An 18,087-nucleotide genomic window follows, 5' to 3' on the forward strand; every position below is an offset into this window, starting at 1 on the left:
CCCGGCATTGCCGGCAAAGAGTCCTCCTCCTCGTCCATCGCTTCAAGGTACACTTCCAGACATTGATCACATATATATAGATGATTTTCATAGAGTTCACGCTCAGGTTCAGAAAGTTCATTTTTTGCATATTTCCGCCATTCCTCCAATGAAAAATGCTCCATGAAAATCATCTCCTTCCAAAGTTCCTTACAGGTTGTGCTTTGAAACACAAATAATATCCTGCAGGGTATTATTTTTATCAAACATATCCTTATAACTATTCGAATTACATGTTATCTTTTTGAGTGCCGAAACAATCATAATTTAGAGAATGGAATAATTCAATACCTTACTTATAATAATCTCTCACTAAATAAGTTACAGAATTTTCTATTCTGGATAATGATTAATTCTCCCTCTTCACTAAACCATTATATGGTAAACTGTAAGCGATGACTACATGCAGAGGAGGCTAGTAAAAATTTTTCAAATAATGGACAACTCTAATTAACAACTGAATATATTGATGAAAAAGGATGAATACGATGACTCTTCTTATTTACCTGGCAGCATACTTAATAGGATCAATTCCTACTGCCTTATTATTTGGCAGATTTGCCTTTGGAATTGACATTCGTGATCATGGCAGCAATAATCCTGGTGCGACTAATACATTAAGGGTTCTTGGCAAAAAAGCGGCTATCGTGGTTCTGCTGGTCGATGTGGGCAAGGGTGCCGCCGCTGCGGCAATTCCTGTCATTCTGAATGCTGAAGCTGATCCGCTAATAGTCGGGATGGTCGCAGTTGCCGGCCACTGCTTTCCGATCTTTGCAGGATTCCGCGGAGGAAAAGCCATCGCAACCACAGCTGGCGTATTGATTGCTGCAAATATCTGGATGTTTTTAATCGCCTATATTTCTTTTGTGGCTGTCATTTTCCTGACCAAGTATGTTTTTTTCGGCTCTTTATCGGTGGGTGCATCCTTGCTTGTCTATTCCTTATTTACTGAAGGCACTGAACATGAACTTATCTTTTCTATTTTCTTATTATTTCTGATTTTCCTGCATCGCTCAAACATTAAGAACTTTATTGATAATAATGAGCCTAAAATCAATGATAAGCGCTTAAAAGATGACCGCATCCCTCCAAGAGATGATAAAAAGCGAGCCTGATTGAAACCCGTATCTGCATTCGGGTTTTTTATTATTTTTCACATATAAGCAGCTCTTTAAGCAAAACCTTTGAATAAAGTGCGTTCAAAGGAGCTTACATATGTTCTTGATCTTAAAAATAGCGAGTCTTTACTTAATCACTATCATGATTATGAGACTGATGGGGAAATCTACGATTATCCAGATGACACCTTATGACCTTGTCGCCATTATTATCGTTGGCACAGTTGCTTCTGAGCCTCTCATTAGCACAGAATACTTGCCGACATTAATAGCATTGGCCATTCTTGTGGGCCTCCACATTCTTTTCTCATATTTGACTTTAAACCAGATTGGCAACCGTTTTTTTCTTGGTGAGCCGACGATGCTGATTAAAAATGGGGAAATCCTTGAAGACAATCTGGAGAAGTCCCATCTTTCCATGTCTCAGCTGCTGTCCATCTTAAGAAGCAAAGGCTACCCCAAGATTGCGGATGTTGATTACGCTATTCTCGAGCCAATCGGTGAAGTGAGCATCATCCCGAAAGTGGCCAATACGCCTGTAACAGTTGAGCATTTAAAGATCCCTATTCAGGATGAGGGGCTCCCGATTGCAGTGATTGTGGATGGCAGGATTCAATCGCGTAATCTCGAGCTGCTCGGACAGACTAAGGATTGGCTATTAGACCAGCTTCGAAAAAACCATTTGAATGAGAAAGAGATTATGTACGCTTATGTGAATGAAAAGTCAAAGAAATTGAATATAAACAGACGCAGATAATTTTCTAAAATAGGTTTAGGGTTTGAAGCTGAGGGTATATAAAATTGGTTACTTACTAGACAAATAAAAGTGATTTAACTATACATATCAATATCAGGGGGTAATGGTATGACAGAAAATAGCCTAGTGCTTGAAACGAAAATTGATGGTTTTGATTTTAATTGGGACCTTGAAAAAGGTCTGTTTAATTTTGAAGGCGATGATGCGGTCTTATTTTGGATAAAATCCGCCATGAAAAGCTTCTTCGATACTATTGAAGAGATCTCTGGAAAGGAAACTTCCAGCATTGTACTTGAGACCACCGGCTTCAGGCAGGGAATGGTAGTAGGAACATTCTTCAAGGATTTAGGACTTCCCATAGAAGAAGTGGCCAATATCATCCCCAGAATATATGCTTCTGCCGGCTGGGGAAAATATATCATTACTGATTTAGATCCTGCTGCGAAAACCGCCAGGGTCAGAGCACTTGACAGCTGGGAATATAAGATTAACAAAGAACAAGGGAAAAACGAGTCTGGAACATTCCTGCCGGGACATTTTGCAGGAATCTTTTCCGCTGTGTTTGGCACAAGCCTTTGGTATAAAAAGGCAGCAGACCAGTTGGCCGGACAGGACTATACAGAGCTGGATTACTTCCCTTCAAGCGTTACTGTTGAGGAAAATATACACGCTTTAGCGAGGCGCGAAGAATCAAAAAAAATCAGCGAGCTTGAAAAGTTAGTGGAGGACCGGACGATTGAATTAAAACAGCTTGTTAAAGAAATCTCTTCACCGGTTATTCCTGTCCTTGATGGAATTGTTGTTGTTCCTCTTTTGGGAAGATATGATGAATTCCGCTCTGAAGAACTCGTCGATAAAACTCTTCATAGCCTTCCGAAGCACCAGGCAGATTGCCTAATCCTGGACTTGACCGGGTTAAATCAGTCCATCAGTGCCTATACGGTGGAATTCTTAAGCAAACTGGCTGCTGCAGCTAATCTGATCGGCACCGAAACGATCCTGGTTGGCATTTCTCCGGAACTTGGCACTAAAATTACGGAAACGAATTTTAACCTCTCTAAATTTAACTGCTTCACAAACCTGCAGCACGGCATTTATTACGCTCTTTCCAAAAAAGGCAGGAAAATCTTTTAATCATACAAAAAGCTGACTTCGCATTGGACGTAAGTCAGCTTTTTGGGTTGTTTTTATGGCTGCATTCGTAAATTCAGTGAGGATTTGATTTTTTATGTTCGCTCAGCGTTTTTTATGTGCCTTCAGGACCGGTGGCTCCTATTTCTCTGCCTGCACTTTCTTAGGCGCCCCCCTATATTTCGCTTCGCGCAGCTCCAGCGCGTAGGCCTCAAGATTCGGCATTCCCATATCTTTGGCAATACTGATTTCTTTCTCAATATCATATGGAACCCTGACAATCTCGATGGAAAAAGGCGCAGCCTCTTTTGATAAGTATTCCCCATGCAAAATTGCATAGGTAGCATGAGGGATATCAAGGGAGTTTCCGACGCTTCCCGCGTTGAATAGTGTCTTTTGCGGATGAATCGGTTCAACCAGGGCTGCGTGAATATCCCCGTACCCGATAACATCCGGAATCCTGCCTTCCTCTCCGGCAGTAATATTCTCTGTATTCTCGAACATAGCCAGTTTTTCTTCATGCGAATCCCTCATCGGCACAACCCGGTGATAGATGCTTTTGGCTGAAGCATGGTAGAGTCTGATATATTTTCCGCTCATATAAAAATCGTGATGGAACGGAAGCGTGGCTAAGTAGGACAGGGCCTCTTCACCCAGCTGTCTCTGATGCCACTGCCCCTCTTCAAAATCCAGCGGCTTCTGCATAAAGTCATCCCAGTTCCCAAGGAGGACCACTTCACAGGTCTCTTTAATCCATTCAACAGCTTTTAGAGAATTGGGTCCTTTTCCTATTAAGTCACCAAGGCAAAAAATATTCTCTATTCCGCGTTCACGGATATTGTCCAGAACAGCCTCCAGAGCGGTGATATTTCCATGAATATCAGATATTACGGCTACTTTTCCCATGTTTGTCTCCTCCTTACTTTTTTTATATTTCTCCAAAACACTCAAGCTTCCTCCAACAATTGAAAAAAACAAAATTTGATTTTTCCCCGTACCGCCATTACATTAGAAATATGGTAAAATAACAGCATGCAAAAACCAACATTACATATAGAAGGAGTAGGAATTATGTCAAAAGTATTTGTATTCGGACACAAAAACCCTGACACTGACTCAATCTGTTCAGCACTTGCTTATGCAGAATTAAAAAACAAATTAGGCGTTGATGCAGAGCCAATCCGCCTGGGCAAGGTAAATGAGGAAACACAATATGCCCTGGATTATTTTAAGACTGAAGCTCCCCGGCTTGTTGAAGCAGTATCCAAGGAAGCGGGCGAAGTAATTCTTGTAGACCACAACGAATTCCAGCAAAGCGCTGATGATATCAGAGATGTGAAAATCCTGGAGGTTATTGACCACCACCGCATTGCGAATTTTGAAACAAGCGATCCGCTTTACTACCGTGCAGAGCCTGTTGGCTGTACAGCAACCATTCTGAACAAAATGTACAAAGAAAACGGAGTGGAAATCAGCAAGGAAACTGCTGGCCTTATGCTTTCTGCCATCATTTCCGATTCCCTGCTGTTCAAATCTCCAACATGCACAGACCAGGACGTTGCAGCAGCACGCGAACTTGCTGAAATTGCGGGAGTAAACGCTGAAGAATATGGTCTGGAAATGCTGAAAGCAGGAGCAGACTTAAGCAAGAAGAGTGTGAAAGAGCTAATCTCCCTTGACGCAAAGGAATTCCAAATGGGAAGCTATAAAACAGAAATCGCTCAGGTTAATGCTGTGGACCTGAATGACGTACTAAGCCGCCAGGAAGAATTGGAAGCTGTAATTACTGAAAACATTAACAACAAAGAGCTGGATCTTTTTGTTTTTGTTTTAACTGATATCCTTAACAACGACTCAGTTGCCATTTCTCTTGGCAAAGAAGCTGCAGCAGTTGAAAAAGCTTATGATGTAACACTTGAAAACAACAGTGCCGTATTGAAGGGCGTTGTTTCACGCAAAAAGCAAATTGTACCGCCTCTTACAAACGTATTGGCCGGCAAATAAAGTGAAACTTCAATCAGTGGGGGTTTTCTTTATCCCCCACTGATTGTTAGTTGAACCAATCGGGCCTTTACGGGCAGTTTGACCCCCACTTATCCTCCGTTGATTCTTTCTGAGTCTTCAAGTGGGGGTCTTACTGCCCGTTAGACTGCGATAAGACAGAAGCAGTGCCCACTTAGCACTGCTTTTTATTTATCCAATAATTCTTCTGTCCCATCAACAAGCATGGTCATCAGTTCCTTCACTGTCACCTCTTCAGCCATTCCCACTCCCTGACCGGCCCATAATGACATAAACTCCGGCCGCTCAAGCTTCGCTGCATGCTTCCGGATAGGCGCTGTCATATCATTCTGCAATGGATAAGGCAACGGCTGCACACCTTTCATTTCTTCCATGAACCTGTTGCGGATCCCTCTTGCAGTCTTTCCTGAGAATGCTTTCGTCACAGCTGTCTGGTCATTCCCTGCATTTAATAGAGCTCGCTTATACAACCCGTGAGCCCCGCTTTCCCTGCATGTAAGAAAGGCCGTTCCAAGCTGGACTCCTTCTGCCCCTAGGATCATGGCCGCAGCTATACCCCGGGCATCCATGATCCCCCCTGCTGCAGCCACAGGACAGCTTACTGCATCTGCCGCTTGCGGTATGAGAGCCATGGAACCGATCATTCCGCTTTCTTCCTTGTGAAAAGTTCCGCGGTGTCCCCCTGCTTCTGACCCCTGAACAACAATTATATCTGCGCCCGCCTCTTCCCATTCCACTGCCTCATTGACATTCGTTGCGGTTCCAATAATCATCGTAGCCTGTTTCTTTAATTCCGAAATGATGGCCGAATCAGGTATGCCAAACGTAAAGCTGCAGGCAGGCACACGTTCTTCCATCAAAACATCAAGCTGTTTTTTGTATAAAGCAGCATAATCCTTGTTCGGAAGAGCTGGTTTTCCCGCCATACCAAGCTCACTGCTGTATCGTTCAAGCACATTCCCCATGCTGCTGATGTCCTCTGCATCCGCCGAAGCCTCACTATCCGGAACAAAGAGATTGACGCCAAATGGCTGATCAGTCAATTTCTGAATCTGTTTTATATTTTCTCTTATTTCAACCGGACTCATATAGCCTGCACCCATATTTCCAAGCCCGCCGCAATTTGATACCTCGCTGATTAATTGCGGCGTTGTCATCCCTCCAGCCATGGGAGCCTGGAAAATAGGGTATTTTATATCCAGTTTAGCGGTGATGGAATTCCGGTTCCAGTCCATTTAAAACACCCTTCCCACTCTATTTTTCCGTAACAAGAGCATCTATTATACTATCAGCAACCGTATGCCAAATCTTAGAATCCTCCTGATAGGAAGCGGTTAATCTCCTGTACATGCTCATTTGTTTTTCCTTAAAGTCCTCAGCTTCCTGTGGAGGGAGCTTGCTTCTTTCCCCATCCACCAATTCCTGAATCTGTTTGGCACGCGGTCCCCAAACAGCAAATTCATCCCCTTCTTTTTCTATAAAGATATAAATAGGTATCGCTCTGGATGTTCCGTTAGTCAAATACTGGTCCATAAGCTCAAGGTTCTGATCTCTCAAAACAAAACGGACTTCCATGCCGGTTTCCTCTGCGATTTTTAATAGAATCGGATTATTCAGCATGGCGTCACCGCACCAATCCTCAGTCAGTGCAATTACCTTCATGCCAATGTCCTTAAACTCTGATAATCTTGTTTTTTCGTCATCGGATAATGAAAAGCGATTATAGATTTTATTCATCTCTTCTTTGTTAACTTGCATGGATTCTATATAATTCTGCGGACTTAGACCCTTCGCAAACCAATCCATTAATACCATAAACCCACTCCCTTTTTTCGATTTCTTTAGTGTTTATTCTTTACCATCCGCTTTCATTCCTGCATTTGCTGTAGCACTTTGTAAAACTGAATCTTTTCCTGGGAAATAGGGATTATTTTTGTCGAATATAAGAAAAGCTGATGGATTCCCATCAGCTCACCTCTTATCTTTTCTGTATTTCCTGCTGCAATAATTTGTTAACAAGCGGCGGGTTAGCCTGTCCTTTTGTGGCCTTCATAATCTGGCCGACCAGGAAGCCGATTGCTTTTTGCTTTCCATTTTTGAAGTCCTCGATGGATTGCGGGTTCGCATCGAGCGTTTCACCGATAATTTTAAGAAGTGCGCCTTCGTCCGAAATTTGGACAAGGCCTTTTTCTTTTACGATTGTTTCCGGGTCTCCGCCATTTTCAACCAGCTCTTTGAATACTGTTTTGGCAATTTTGGAAGAGATCGTGCCGTTTTCGATCAGCTTAATCATGCCTGCAAGTCCCTCAGGTGTCAAAGCTATATCGGTCAGCTCTTTTTGTTCAGCATTCAAGTAAGCTGACAATTCACCCATTACCCAGTTGGAAGCCTGTTTGGCGTCTGCTCCTTTGTTCACAGCCGCTTCAAAGAAATCAGATGTTTCTTTTGTGACTGTCAGAACAGCTGCATCATAAGCCGGGAGCCCAAGTTCTTCAATATAACGGTTCTTTCTTTGGTCCGGAAGCTCAGGAATCTCTGCACGGATGCGGTCTTTCCACTCTTCATCAATATGGATATCCAGTAAATCAGGTTCTGGGAAATAACGATAATCATCCGAACCTTCTTTTACCCTCATTAGGATCGTTTTATTGGTTGCTTCATCATAGCGCAATGTTTCCTGCTGGATTGTTCCGCCAGAACTTAGAACCTCTTCCTGCCTCTTCTCCTCGTACTCGAGCCCTTTGCGGACAAAGTTAAACGAGTTCAGGTTCTTCAGCTCTGTCTTTGTGCCAAATTCCTCCTGGCCGACAGGACGAAGGGAGATATTCGCATCACAGCGAAGTGAACCCTCCTCCATTTTACAGTCAGAAACGCCAGTATACTGGATGATGGACTTTAGTTTCTCCAAATATGCGTATGCTTCATTAGGTGTGCGGATATCCGGTTCAGAAACAATCTCGATCAGAGGAGTACCCTGGCGGTTATAGTCTACTAGTGAATAACCTTTAGCATGAGACAGCTTGCCTGCATCCTCTTCAAGATGAATACGCGTAATGCCGATTTTTTTCTTATAGCCGTCTACTTCAATCTCGATCCAGCCATGTTCACCAATGGGCTTATCGAATTGCGAAATCTGGTAGGCTTTAGGATTATCCGGGTAAAAATAATTTTTTCGGTCAAATTTTGTAACAGGTGCGATTTCACAGTTCAGCGCCATCGCAGCTTTCATTCCGAATTCAACTGCTTTTTTATTAATGACTGGCAGTACTCCAGGATAGCCGAGATCGACGACTGTTGTGTTGGAGTTCGGCTCTGCCCCAAAATGGTTAGGGCTTGCCGAGAATATTTTTGAATCTGTTTTTAGCTCAACATGGACTTCAAGTCCGATTACCGTTTCGTATTTCATGAATTTCCCCCTTACAATCCCGGTTTTTGCTTATGGAATTCTGTAGCCTGTTCAAAAGCATGCGCTACGCGGTAAACTGTGCTTTCATCAAAATGCTTTCCGATAATCTGAAGGCCAAGCGGCAATCCATCCGCGAATCCGCAAGGTACACTGATTCCAGGCACCCCGGCAAGGTTTACTGGAATGGTCAGAATATCATTTGCATACATAGTCAGAGGATCAGACGTATTTTCACCAATCTTAAAGGCAGGAGTTGGCGCTGTCGGTCCAATAATGACATCATACTTATCAAAAACATTTTCAAAATCCTGTTTAATCAGCGTACGCACCTTTTGTGCCTTTTTATAGTAGGCATCGTAGTAGCCAGAGCTTAAAGCAAATGTTCCAAGCATAATGCGGCGTTTTACTTCATCCCCAAAGCCTTCTGCACGGGTCTTTTTGTATAAATCGATTAAACTTTCAGGATCCGCTGTTCTATAGCCATAGCGTACCCCATCAAAGCGCGCCAGGTTTGCCGATGCCTCAGAGGAGGACAGCAGATAATAGGTTGCCAGTGCATATTTGGAATGCGGAAGAGAAACTTCCTCCCATGTTGCCCCCAGTTTTTCCAACACCTTCAGGGCATCCAGCACTGACTGGCGCACATCTTCATCTACACCTTCAGCCAAATATTCTTTTGGTACGGCGATTCTCAGGCCTTTAGCATCGCCAGTTAAGTTTTCTGCATAGCTTGGCACCTCAACATTTGCTGAAGTAGAATCCATTGGGTCAACACCTGAAATAGCCTGAAGCAGATAGGCGTTATCTTCAACTGTGCGGGTAATAGGTCCAATCTGGTCCAAAGAGGATGCAAATGCAATCAGTCCGAAACGGGATACTCTTCCATATGTAGGCTTTAACCCAACAACTCCGCAATAAGAAGCAGGCTGTCTGATTGAGCCGCCTGTATCTGATCCAAGAGAAAATAATACCTCTCCTGCAGCAACAGAAGCAGCAGAGCCGCCGGAAGACCCGCCGGGAACTCTTTCAAGATTCCAGGGATTTCGGGTTACCTGAAAACCTGAGTTCTCATTGGATGATCCCATTGCAAATTCATCCATATTCAGTTTGCCGATTGTAATGGTTTCAGCATTATGTAATTTGGATGCAGCCGTTGCGTCATAAATCGGGTCAAAGTTCTCAAGAATTTTACTCGCACTTGTTGTGCGCAGACCCTTCGTTACGATGTTATCCTTTACTCCAATCGGCATACCGAACAAGAGGCCTTTTGCTTCGTCCGTTCCGATTTTTCCATCCATTCTCTTTGCTGCTTCACGGGCTCTTTCTTCATCAAGCGTCAAGAAAGCCTGTACTTTGTCCTCCACTTCACCGATTCGCTTGTACGATTCACTGACAAGATCGGTAACCGTTATTTCTTTTTTATGTAAAAGCTGATGAAGCTCAGATACCTTATGATCAAATAAACTCACCATTTTCCCCTCCCTACTCAATGATAGACGGCACTTTTATATAGCCATCCTGATGTTCCGGCGCATTTTTCAAAACTTCTTCCTGTGGAAGCCCTTTATTCGCCTTATCTTCTCTCAATACATTTTTCATATCAAGAACATGGGATGTTGGTTCAACATGATCTGTATCAAGCTCATTCAAAAGCTCTGCAAATGAAATCATTTTATCCAGCTGTTCCGTATATGCAACAGCTTCCTCTTCAGTCATCGCAAGTCGCGCCAAATGTGCAACATGCCTAACCTGATCGATTGAAATTCTCGACATTAATGCCACCTCCAAAATTTGAATACTGTCAATGCACAATTATTATGATCATACCAAACTTTCGCGCGTTAAAGCAACACGCGAGAGCGGGCTGAATTAGCAATTATCTGCTTATTTTACCATGAGTTGAGGGGGAATTGTGGATTTGCTTCTTTCCTTTAGCCGTCAAGTGAAAATTGCAGCTGTTATTCCCCCAAAAATAGAGCAGCGCCGCAGACGCTGCTCATTTCCGCTTAAATAGTTTGGCAAACAGGCCGCCTTTTTTCGCCTTTTTCGTCTCTGCTTTGACCGTTTGCCTCTTCACAAATATTTCCGGTTTATCAATTGCATAGTCATAGGCCAGAACCAGCCCAATCTCAGAATTATGTTCTTTGTTGGTAACGATTGTATATTCGACCTTATATCCTGAAGCCAGTTTTATATATTTTGATAAATAGGAGTAGTTCATATTTCCATTCAGATAAAGATGAGCTTTGCTGTTGGCTTTAAGTGCTTCTTCCACCTGAGGATAGGTTCCATCCTCCCTCATCTGCGGCTGCTTCAAGGCAATGACCACCCTCTCCCGAAGCGAGCCAAGAAACTTGCGGCGCTCATCCGGATTGGTCTGTTTTTGCCCATAAATCCCCTGTTGAAGATAATCATCTATATTGTCAGCCAATTGTACATCCTCCGTCCTTATTTGACCTCAATGCCTTCATTGTATTCAGTATTATGCCCTATTTCAAATTTTGCCTATATAATATGTATGTTTTCGACAGAGGTACTGTGCTTGCCTGATAAGCAAAAAATACCTCCCTTCCAAGGAAGAGAGGTGTAAATTAGGAGAATATACAAGATAAAAATCAAGTTACATAGGGTAGAAACTAGGCATCCTGCTTTTCAGTGAACTGTTCTTCCTCGGTTGATCCTTTTAAAGCGGTTGTCGAGGAAGTCCCTCCAGTAATGACCATTGAAACCTGGTCGAAATAGCCGGTGCCTACTTCACGCTGATGCCTTGTCGCCGTGTAGCCATGTGTTTCGCTGGCAAATTCAGCCTGCTGCAGTTCAGAATATGCAGCCATTCCGCGGTCTTTATAGCCGCGAGCCAATTCAAACATGCTATGGTTCAAAGCATGGAATCCTGCTAAAGTAACGAACTGGAACTTGTAGCCCATTTTGCCGAGCTCCACCTGGAATTTTGCAATCGTTTCGTCATCGAGCTTTTTCTTCCAGTTAAATGAAGGAGAGCAGTTATACGCTAACAGCTTGCCAGGGAATTTTTCATGAATGGCTTCAGCAAAGCGCCTAGCCTCATCAAGATCAGGTTCAGATGTTTCACACCATACCAGATCAGCATAAGGAGCATACGCCAATCCCCGAGCGATCGATTGGTCGAGTCCTGGTTTTGTGCGGAAGAAACCTTCAGGAGTGCGTTCCCCCGTAATAAAAGGTGCATCATATGGATCTACATCGCTTGTAATCAAGTCGGCCGCGTTAGCATCAGTCCGGGCGACAATAACTGTCGGCACTCCCATAACATCCGCTGCCAGCCTTGCAGATATTAAATTCTTAACAGCGGTCTGCGTTGGAAGCAATACCTTTCCGCCAAGATGGCCGCATTTCTTTTCAGAAGAAAGCTGGTCCTCGAAGTGTACCCCGCCGGCACCCGATTCAATCATGCCTTTCATAAGTTCAAATACATTCAGCTGGCCGCCGAACCCTGCCTCAGCATCTGCTACAATTGGAGCAAACCAGTCAATGGAATGATCACCTTCCATATGATGAATCTGGTCAGCACGCTGTAGTGCCTGATTAATTCTTTTTACTACACTTGGAACGCTGTTGGCTGGATACAGGCTTTGATCCGGGTACATATTTCCGGACAGGTTCGCATCGGCAGCAACCTGCCAGCCGCTTAAGTAAATGGCCTTCAGCCCAGCCTTAACCTGCTGAACAGCCTGGTTTCCCGTTAACGCCCCTAATGCATTGACGAAATCTTCTTCATTCACAAGCTTCCATAACTTCTCTGCACCACGGCGAGCTAATGTATGTTCGATATCAATTGATCCTCTTAACTTAATGACTTCCTCAGCGGTGTACGGTCTTTCTACTCCATTCCAGCGTTCATCCATTTCCCAGCTTTCCTGCAGCTGACGCACTCTTTCATCTGCCATTTGTTTAAATCCTCCTTTTAATTTAGAAAAATCATCACTTCAGCAAGATCCCGGCTGCAAAATACTCTGTAACATAACAGAACTAAAAATGTAATCCCGTTATATTATAAGTCTATGTTGTTATAAAACAATTAAATATCTGTGTTTGTATTATATAACAGTAAATTCGGAATGGGAACCCATTAATTAAAAAATTTAAAATTTACTGAATAAAACATCCCGCTTCTTTTCATCTTCACCCTCTGTGCTATGATATAGAGATTAGTTGTGGTTATTAAATCATCCTGATGGATGAAAGGAGAATTTATGGTAGATAAAAATCAATCTTTATATAATTATCTAGTTGAAAAGGCCCCCGAAATGACAAAGGATTGGAGAAGTTTTCAGGTCGTAAAGGCTGGTTCCGACTATTCCTCCGATGCCCCTCCCGAAAGGGCAAGGAAAGTTGAGGAGCAAAATACAAAGTATTTCAGGACTGTAGCAAAATCGCTGCTTCAGACAGAAGAAGAAATGAAGGAAACGATAGCCAACTGGACAAAGCAGACGTCCGCTGATCGGGTTAAATCCAGAACCTCCCTTGTTGAGGTTCAGAGAAATCTTTCGATATTCCGAAAGGTTTATTGGATGCATATAAAACGTTTTGCCGAAACTGCCGATTTGAATATTAAAACAGAGGATATTTTTCATTGGCAGGAAGTTATTGATTATACACTGGATTATGTAATGGAAACCTTCACTGAAAACTTTATGGATATATTGCTGAGCAGATTAAGCGCACAATCAATATTAATAAAAGAACTGAGCACGCCGGTTATCCCGCTTTCCTCAGAAGTTGGGCTGCTGCCGATCATTGGGGATATTGATACAGAACGGGCCAAATTTATTATGGAATCTACTTTGCAGCAGAGCGTAAAGCTGGGGATCACTCATTTAATCATTGACCTTTCGGGTGTCATCATGGTCGACACAATGGTTGCGCACCAAATCTTCAAAGTTATTAGTTCTTTAAAACTGATCGGTATTCAGTCAACTTTGCTTAGCATCCGTCCTGAAGTTGCCCAGACAGCCATTCAACTGGGAATTGACTTTAAGGAAATAACCACTGAAAATTCTTTGGGAAAAGTATTTAGAAAATTAAACATATAATTTCTTAAGAGACCTATGAACAGTTAGGTCTTTTTTTATTTAGGCTCTTTTCGTATAAATTGTTGTTTTTCGTTTATCAATGTTGTCCGTTGATTTCCGCTCCAGGATGCTCCCTTTCCACGGGGCGGGCGGTGAGCCTCCTCGACGCTGCGCGTCTGTGGGGTCTCACCTGTCCCGCTACTCCCGTAGGAGTCTCGCACCTTCCACTCCAATCAACTCAGTAAATATAATATAAATAGCAACAATCTTTGCGAAAACAGCCTTTATTTATCATAAAAAAACCCTTCCCCTCGCCAACTTAATTTTATTAATTTAGATGAATAGATATGTTGATATATGAGATATAACAGCAAATTAATGCGAAATAAAGTATTTTTATACATTTATAACTTAGTAGATTTTCAGAATTTTTGTCTCTCACCCTTTATTATGTTATGATAATTAACGTCTTTTCAAAACGGACCTTTCCCCGGAATGTTTTTTCCGCAAATAAAAAACTGTATGCTACTGTATAAAAAGGTTTTTTTTCAACCAATAATTTAATGGGGACAATAAGAGAAAATGGAGGGGTGAACAAATGGATTTCACTATGGCAACGTGGTTTTGGCTTCTAGTTCCAATGCCATTATTGATCGTACTATCGGGCATAACTCTATTTACTGAAAAAGGAGAGGATAAATAAACATGGATATAAATATACCAACGTTAACATCAATAATAATCTATCTGGTCGGCATGCTGCTGATTGGTGTGCTTGCAGCCAGAATGACTAAAGATTTATCTGATTATGTATTAGGCGGCCGAGGGCTTGGACCGGGTGTTGCAGCCTTGAGTGCAGGGGCATCCGATATGAGTGGATGGCTGATGCTTGGATTGCCCGGTGCCGTATATTTAGGCGGTATGGGAGAGATTTGGCTTCCAATTGGATTGTCTGTCGGCGCATATTTAAATTGGCAGTTTGTGGCCAGACCACTGCGTGTTTACACGGAAGTAGCCAATGATTCTATTACAGTACCCGGTTATTTTGAAAACCGATTCCACGATACTTCAAAAATATTGCGTGTTGTTTCGGCAATTGTTATTTTAATCTTTTTCACTTTCTATACTTCATCCAGCCTTGTCGGCGGTGCCATCTTGTTAGAGAACTCATTTGGGATGGATTACACACTCGCACTTTGGGTTGGTGCTGCTGTAATTTTGTCATACACATTGTTTGGCGGGTTCCTTGCAGCCAGCTGGACAGATTTCGTTCAAGGGATTTTAATGTTCCTTGCCATGATTATTATACCGATCATTGCCATTCAGGAGCTTGGCGGATGGAATGAAACGATGCAGAAAATCGGATCTATTGATACTTCTTATTTAGATGTCTATTCCGGTGCCACTTTTGTTAGTGTAGTTTCACTATTAGCATGGGGATTAGGTTATTTTGGACAGCCTCATATCCTTGTCCGCTTTATGGGATTAAGATCTACCAATGATGTTCCAAAAGCACGTTTTATCGGTATGACCTGGATGATTATTTCCTTATTCGGAGCTCTATTTGTAGGTTTTGCAGGTATCGCATATTTTGCAGATTCTCCGCTGGCCAATTCCGAAACCGTGTTTATCGTGTTTTCACAAGTGCTATTTAATCCTTGGGTAGCTGGATTTTTATTAGCAGCCATTCTCTCAGCAATCATGAGCACAGTTGACTCTCAATTGCTCGTTTCTTCAAGTGCATTGGCACAGGATTTCTATAAATCCATCTTCAGAAGAAATGCTTCCCAAAAGGAAGAAATGATTGTTGGCAGAATTGCTGTACTGGGCATTGCCATAATTGCCATTTTCCTAGGCTATAACCCTGACAGCAAGGTGTTGGAGCTTGTCAGCTATGCCTGGGCCGGATTTGGTGCAGCCTTTGGGCCTGTCATCATTCTCAGCCTGTTCTGGAAACGCATGACGCGTAATGGCGCACTGGCAGGCATAATTGTTGGTGCTGTAACAGTAATTGCTTGGGCACAGCTTACCGGCGGACTGTTTGATCTGTATGAACTGGCGCCTGGCTTCCTATTTGCAGTTCTGGCGATTATCGTTGTCAGCCTTCTGGATAAGGCACCATCAGCAGAAGTTCAGGAACAGTACGATCAATATAAATCTGTTCTTAAAAAATAAGTGAAGAAACCCTCTTCCTATGCGGAGAGGGTTTTTTGTATTTTCCCATACAGGAATAGCCTTTAGCTTGTGGTTGCCGGAGAAATATAATGAAGGCATTATTAAATTACTTCCGCTCCAAGGGTGTTTGCAAAATGCCTTAAAGCCCACTCATGGCCCTCCTGGTCAAAGGATGCGACAGCATCTTTATAAACCACAATCCTAAAGCCCTTATTATAAGCATCAACAGCTGTATGCAGGACGCAAATGTCTGTGCATACACCTGCCAGGTGCACTTCCTCTATGCCGCGTTCTCTCAGTTTTATTTCCAGGTCGGTTCCTGCGAATGCGGAATATCTGGTTTTATTCATGAAATAAACATTTTCAGCGTCCTTGTTCGTTTCAAAAACCCGCTGCAATGAACCGTAAAGATTTCTCCCTTCCGTGTTTCTGATATTGTGAGGGGGAAATAAATTCGTTTCCGGGTGATGGGTGTCTCCTTTATCATGAACATCAATGGCAAAAACAGTGTAATGCCCGCTTGCGATAAACTCTTGTGTGAGCTCTGAGATTTTCTTTTCCAAGAGCTGTCCAGGCCTGCTGCATGTCAGGGCACCGTCTTCAGCAACAAAGTCATTTGTGTAATCAATATTGATCAGGGCTTTAATTGGCACTTTTTCATCACTCCAATCTGCAGTTCTTCTTTCATCATATACCTCAGCGGACTGAATATCCAACTAAAAAAAGAACAGCAACCAAGTTGCTGTTCCCGCCTCCGAATGGAGATCTATTAGTACATTTCAGAAGTAGTCTTCGCCTGCATGTGCAGAAGAATGTAGTCAGGACCGCCCGCTTTAGAATCGGTTCCGGACATGTTGAATCCGCCGAATGGCTGGTATCCAACGATCGCACCTGTACAGCCGCGGTTGAAGTATAGGTTTCCAACATGGAAATCTTCACGCGCTTTTTGGATGTGCTCACGGTTCTGTGTGATCACCGCTCCTGTTAAGCCGTACTCCGTGTTGTTGGCAATTTCAAGCGCATGGTCGAAATCTTTTGCCTTTGTGAAGCCAACGACCGGCCCGAAGATTTCTTCCTGCATTAAACGTGCATCCGGTGCAAGGTCAGCGAATACAGTCGGTTTGATGAAGAAGCCTTTTGAATTGTCCCCTTCTCCGCCTGTCATCAGCTTGCCTTCTTCTTTGCCGATTTCAATGTAGCTCATGATCTTGTCAAATGCGCCCTGGTCTATGACAGGACCCATGTAATTGCTTTGGTCTTCAGGGTTGCCCTGTGTTAATTCGTTCGTCAGTTCAACCACACGGTTCAGAACTTGATCGTATACATCTTCTACGATCACCGCACGGGAGCAGGCAGAGCACTTCTGGCCGGAGAATCCGAACGCAGATGCCACGATGGAAGTCGCCGCCAATTCAAGGTCTGCTTCTTTGTCGACAACGATTGTATCCTTGCCGCCCATTTCAGCGATGACGCGCTTCAGCCAGATTTGGCCATCGTTTAATTTAGATGCGCGCTCGTTGATGCGAAGACCAACATCGCGTGAACCTGTGAATGAGATGAAGCGAGTATCTTTATGGTCAACCAGGTAGTCGCCCACTTCTGCACCGCTGCCCGGCACGAAGTTTAGAACGCCCTTTGGAAGGCCTGCTTCTTCCATTACTTCAACAAATTTCGCAGCCACAACCGGTGTTGTAGAAGCTGGTTTTAATAGAACAGTGTTTCCTGCCACGATCGCAGCAACAGTTGTGCCGGCCATGATGGCAAGCGGGAAGTTCCAAGGAGAGATGATGATGCCCACTCCCAATGGAATGTAATCATAACGGTTATATTCATTCGGACGGCTGTTGACTGGAACACCGTCTTTGATTTCTAAGATTTGACGTGCATAGTACTCAAGGAAGTCAATCGCTTCCGCAGTATCAGCATCTGCCTCGTTCCAAGGCTTTCCTGCTTCTTTTGTTAAAAGGGCAGAGAACTCATGCTTGCGGCGGCGGATAATTGCAGCAGCTTTGAATAAAACATCTGCGCGTGTTTCCGGCTTCACTTTTCTCCATGTTTTGAATGCTTCCACAGCAGCCTGCATCGCTTTTTCCGCAAGCTCGCGGTTTGCCTTTGAAACACGGCCCACTACTTCTTCTTTATTAGAAGGATTGATTGATACAATTTTATCTTCAGTAGAAATGCGCTCTCCGCCAATTAAAAGATCATAATCCTGGCCCAAATAGCTTTCTACAGTTTGTAAACCCTTTAAATATGCTTCACGATGTTCTTCTTCTTTAAAGTTCGTGAATGGCTCATGCTTATAAGGTTGTACCATTTTTACCGCCTCCTGAGTATACAAATATCAAACGCCAGATAGTAGCGCCCCGTCCTGCTCTAAACATGCTG

Annotated in this window: 16 protein-coding genes; 6 read left to right on the forward strand and 10 right to left on the reverse strand. The window is 43.3% G+C overall.

Features of this window, described 5'->3' with window-relative positions; all coding sequences use genetic code 11:
• Positions 1-527 precede the first annotated feature (527 nt).
• The 3 genes from plsY (at position 528) to LLY41_RS21300 (ending at position 3,048) form a co-directional block, all read left to right on the forward strand.
• Entirely contained in the window at positions 528-1,154 is a 627-nt protein-coding gene (gene plsY, locus LLY41_RS21290; RefSeq protein ID WP_048009749.1) for a glycerol-3-phosphate 1-O-acyltransferase PlsY, read from the forward strand.
• 100 nt (positions 1,155-1,254) lie between these two features.
• Positions 1,255-1,914, forward strand: coding sequence for a DUF421 domain-containing protein (locus tag LLY41_RS21295; RefSeq protein ID WP_248349426.1), 660 nt, complete (start codon positions 1,255-1,257; stop codon positions 1,912-1,914).
• Between the two features lie 108 nt (positions 1,915-2,022).
• Entirely contained in the window at positions 2,023-3,048 is a 1,026-nt protein-coding gene (locus tag LLY41_RS21300; RefSeq protein WP_252220640.1) for an STAS domain-containing protein, read from the forward strand.
• Between the two features lie 138 nt (positions 3,049-3,186).
• Here LLY41_RS21300 and LLY41_RS21305 read toward each other — a convergent pair whose 3' ends face one another.
• On the reverse strand, positions 3,187-3,951 hold the full coding sequence (locus LLY41_RS21305) for a metallophosphoesterase family protein (RefSeq protein WP_304586545.1): 765 nt from the start codon (positions 3,949-3,951) through the stop codon (positions 3,187-3,189).
• A 165-nt stretch (positions 3,952-4,116) separates the two neighbouring features.
• Between LLY41_RS21305 and LLY41_RS21310 the strand changes: the two genes are divergently transcribed.
• Entirely contained in the window at positions 4,117-5,049 is a 933-nt protein-coding gene (locus tag LLY41_RS21310; protein ID WP_048011107.1) for a manganese-dependent inorganic pyrophosphatase, read from the forward strand.
• Between the two features lie 185 nt (positions 5,050-5,234).
• On the opposite strand, the gene LLY41_RS21315 is transcribed toward LLY41_RS21310, so the two are convergent.
• The 7 genes from LLY41_RS21315 to aceA form a co-directional block, all read right to left on the reverse strand.
• The gene (locus LLY41_RS21315; RefSeq protein ID WP_304586546.1) at positions 5,235-6,302 is read right to left on the reverse strand and encodes an NAD(P)H-dependent flavin oxidoreductase; all 1,068 of its coding nucleotides are present in this window, start codon (positions 6,300-6,302) and stop codon (positions 5,235-5,237) included.
• Positions 6,303-6,321: 19 nt separating this feature from the next.
• Positions 6,322-6,882, reverse strand: coding sequence for a thioredoxin family protein (locus LLY41_RS21320; protein WP_304586547.1), 561 nt, complete (start codon positions 6,880-6,882; stop codon positions 6,322-6,324).
• A gap of 163 nt (positions 6,883-7,045) precedes the next feature.
• The gene (gatB, locus tag LLY41_RS21325; protein WP_095245445.1) at positions 7,046-8,473 is read right to left on the reverse strand and encodes an Asp-tRNA(Asn)/Glu-tRNA(Gln) amidotransferase subunit GatB; all 1,428 of its coding nucleotides are present in this window, start codon (positions 8,471-8,473) and stop codon (positions 7,046-7,048) included.
• Between the two features lie 11 nt (positions 8,474-8,484).
• Positions 8,485-9,942, reverse strand: coding sequence for an Asp-tRNA(Asn)/Glu-tRNA(Gln) amidotransferase subunit GatA (gatA, locus tag LLY41_RS21330; RefSeq protein ID WP_304588074.1), 1,458 nt, complete (start codon positions 9,940-9,942; stop codon positions 8,485-8,487).
• A 13-nt stretch (positions 9,943-9,955) separates the two neighbouring features.
• Positions 9,956-10,246, reverse strand: coding sequence for an Asp-tRNA(Asn)/Glu-tRNA(Gln) amidotransferase subunit GatC (gene gatC / locus LLY41_RS21335; RefSeq protein ID WP_095245444.1), 291 nt, complete (start codon positions 10,244-10,246; stop codon positions 9,956-9,958).
• A 223-nt stretch (positions 10,247-10,469) separates the two neighbouring features.
• A complete protein-coding gene (locus tag LLY41_RS21340) occupies positions 10,470-10,904 on the reverse strand; it encodes a YueI family protein (protein WP_095245443.1) in 435 nt (144 codons plus the stop codon).
• Positions 10,905-11,109: 205 nt separating this feature from the next.
• Positions 11,110-12,399 (reverse strand): isocitrate lyase, encoded by a 1,290-nt coding sequence (gene aceA, locus LLY41_RS21345; protein WP_304586548.1) that lies wholly within the window; start codon positions 12,397-12,399, stop codon positions 11,110-11,112.
• A gap of 306 nt (positions 12,400-12,705) precedes the next feature.
• Between aceA and LLY41_RS21350 the strand changes: the two genes are divergently transcribed.
• Both LLY41_RS21350 and putP read left to right on the forward strand, forming a co-directional pair.
• A complete protein-coding gene (locus tag LLY41_RS21350) occupies positions 12,706-13,545 on the forward strand; it encodes an STAS domain-containing protein (protein ID WP_304586549.1) in 840 nt (279 codons plus the stop codon).
• 684 nt (positions 13,546-14,229) lie between these two features.
• Positions 14,230-15,699, forward strand: a complete 1,470-nt coding sequence (gene putP, locus LLY41_RS21355; protein WP_095245439.1) for a sodium/proline symporter PutP — start codon at positions 14,230-14,232, stop codon at positions 15,697-15,699.
• 101 nt (positions 15,700-15,800) lie between these two features.
• Here putP and LLY41_RS21360 read toward each other — a convergent pair whose 3' ends face one another.
• Both LLY41_RS21360 and pruA read right to left on the reverse strand, forming a co-directional pair.
• Positions 15,801-16,352, reverse strand: coding sequence for a cysteine hydrolase family protein (locus LLY41_RS21360; protein ID WP_095245440.1), 552 nt, complete (start codon positions 16,350-16,352; stop codon positions 15,801-15,803).
• A 116-nt stretch (positions 16,353-16,468) separates the two neighbouring features.
• The gene (gene pruA / locus LLY41_RS21365; RefSeq protein WP_304586550.1) at positions 16,469-18,016 is read right to left on the reverse strand and encodes an L-glutamate gamma-semialdehyde dehydrogenase; all 1,548 of its coding nucleotides are present in this window, start codon (positions 18,014-18,016) and stop codon (positions 16,469-16,471) included.
• Positions 18,017-18,087: the final 71 nt, after the last annotated feature.

The sequence above is a fragment of the Cytobacillus firmus genome, from assembly GCF_023612095.1.
Lineage (GTDB): Bacteria > Bacillota > Bacilli > Bacillales > Cytobacillaceae > Cytobacillus.

Bases quoted from the DNA above. Each gene is read 5' to 3' on its own strand.
- plsY (WP_048009749.1), top strand. From the start codon at position 528: ATGACTCTTCTTATTTACCTGGCAGCATACTTAATAGGATCAATTCCT.
- LLY41_RS21295 (WP_248349426.1), top strand. From the start codon at position 1,255: ATGTTCTTGATCTTAAAAATAGCGAGTCTTTACTTAATCACTATCATG.
- LLY41_RS21300 (WP_252220640.1), top strand. From the start codon at position 2,023: ATGACAGAAAATAGCCTAGTGCTTGAAACGAAAATTGATGGTTTTGAT.
- LLY41_RS21305 (WP_304586545.1), bottom strand. From the start codon at position 3,951: ATGGGAAAAGTAGCCGTAATATCTGATATTCATGGAAATATCACCGCT.
- LLY41_RS21310 (WP_048011107.1), top strand. From the start codon at position 4,117: ATGTCAAAAGTATTTGTATTCGGACACAAAAACCCTGACACTGACTCA.
- LLY41_RS21315 (WP_304586546.1), bottom strand. From the start codon at position 6,302: ATGGACTGGAACCGGAATTCCATCACCGCTAAACTGGATATAAAATAC.
- LLY41_RS21320 (WP_304586547.1), bottom strand. From the start codon at position 6,882: ATGGTATTAATGGATTGGTTTGCGAAGGGTCTAAGTCCGCAGAATTAT.
- gatB (WP_095245445.1), bottom strand. From the start codon at position 8,473: ATGAAATACGAAACGGTAATCGGACTTGAAGTCCATGTTGAGCTAAAA.
- gatC (WP_095245444.1), bottom strand. From the start codon at position 10,246: ATGTCGAGAATTTCAATCGATCAGGTTAGGCATGTTGCACATTTGGCG.
- aceA (WP_304586548.1), bottom strand. From the start codon at position 12,399: ATGGCAGATGAAAGAGTGCGTCAGCTGCAGGAAAGCTGGGAAATGGAT.
- LLY41_RS21350 (WP_304586549.1), top strand. From the start codon at position 12,706: ATGGTAGATAAAAATCAATCTTTATATAATTATCTAGTTGAAAAGGCC.
- putP (WP_095245439.1), top strand. From the start codon at position 14,230: ATGGATATAAATATACCAACGTTAACATCAATAATAATCTATCTGGTC.
- pruA (WP_304586550.1), bottom strand. From the start codon at position 18,016: ATGGTACAACCTTATAAGCATGAGCCATTCACGAACTTTAAAGAAGAA.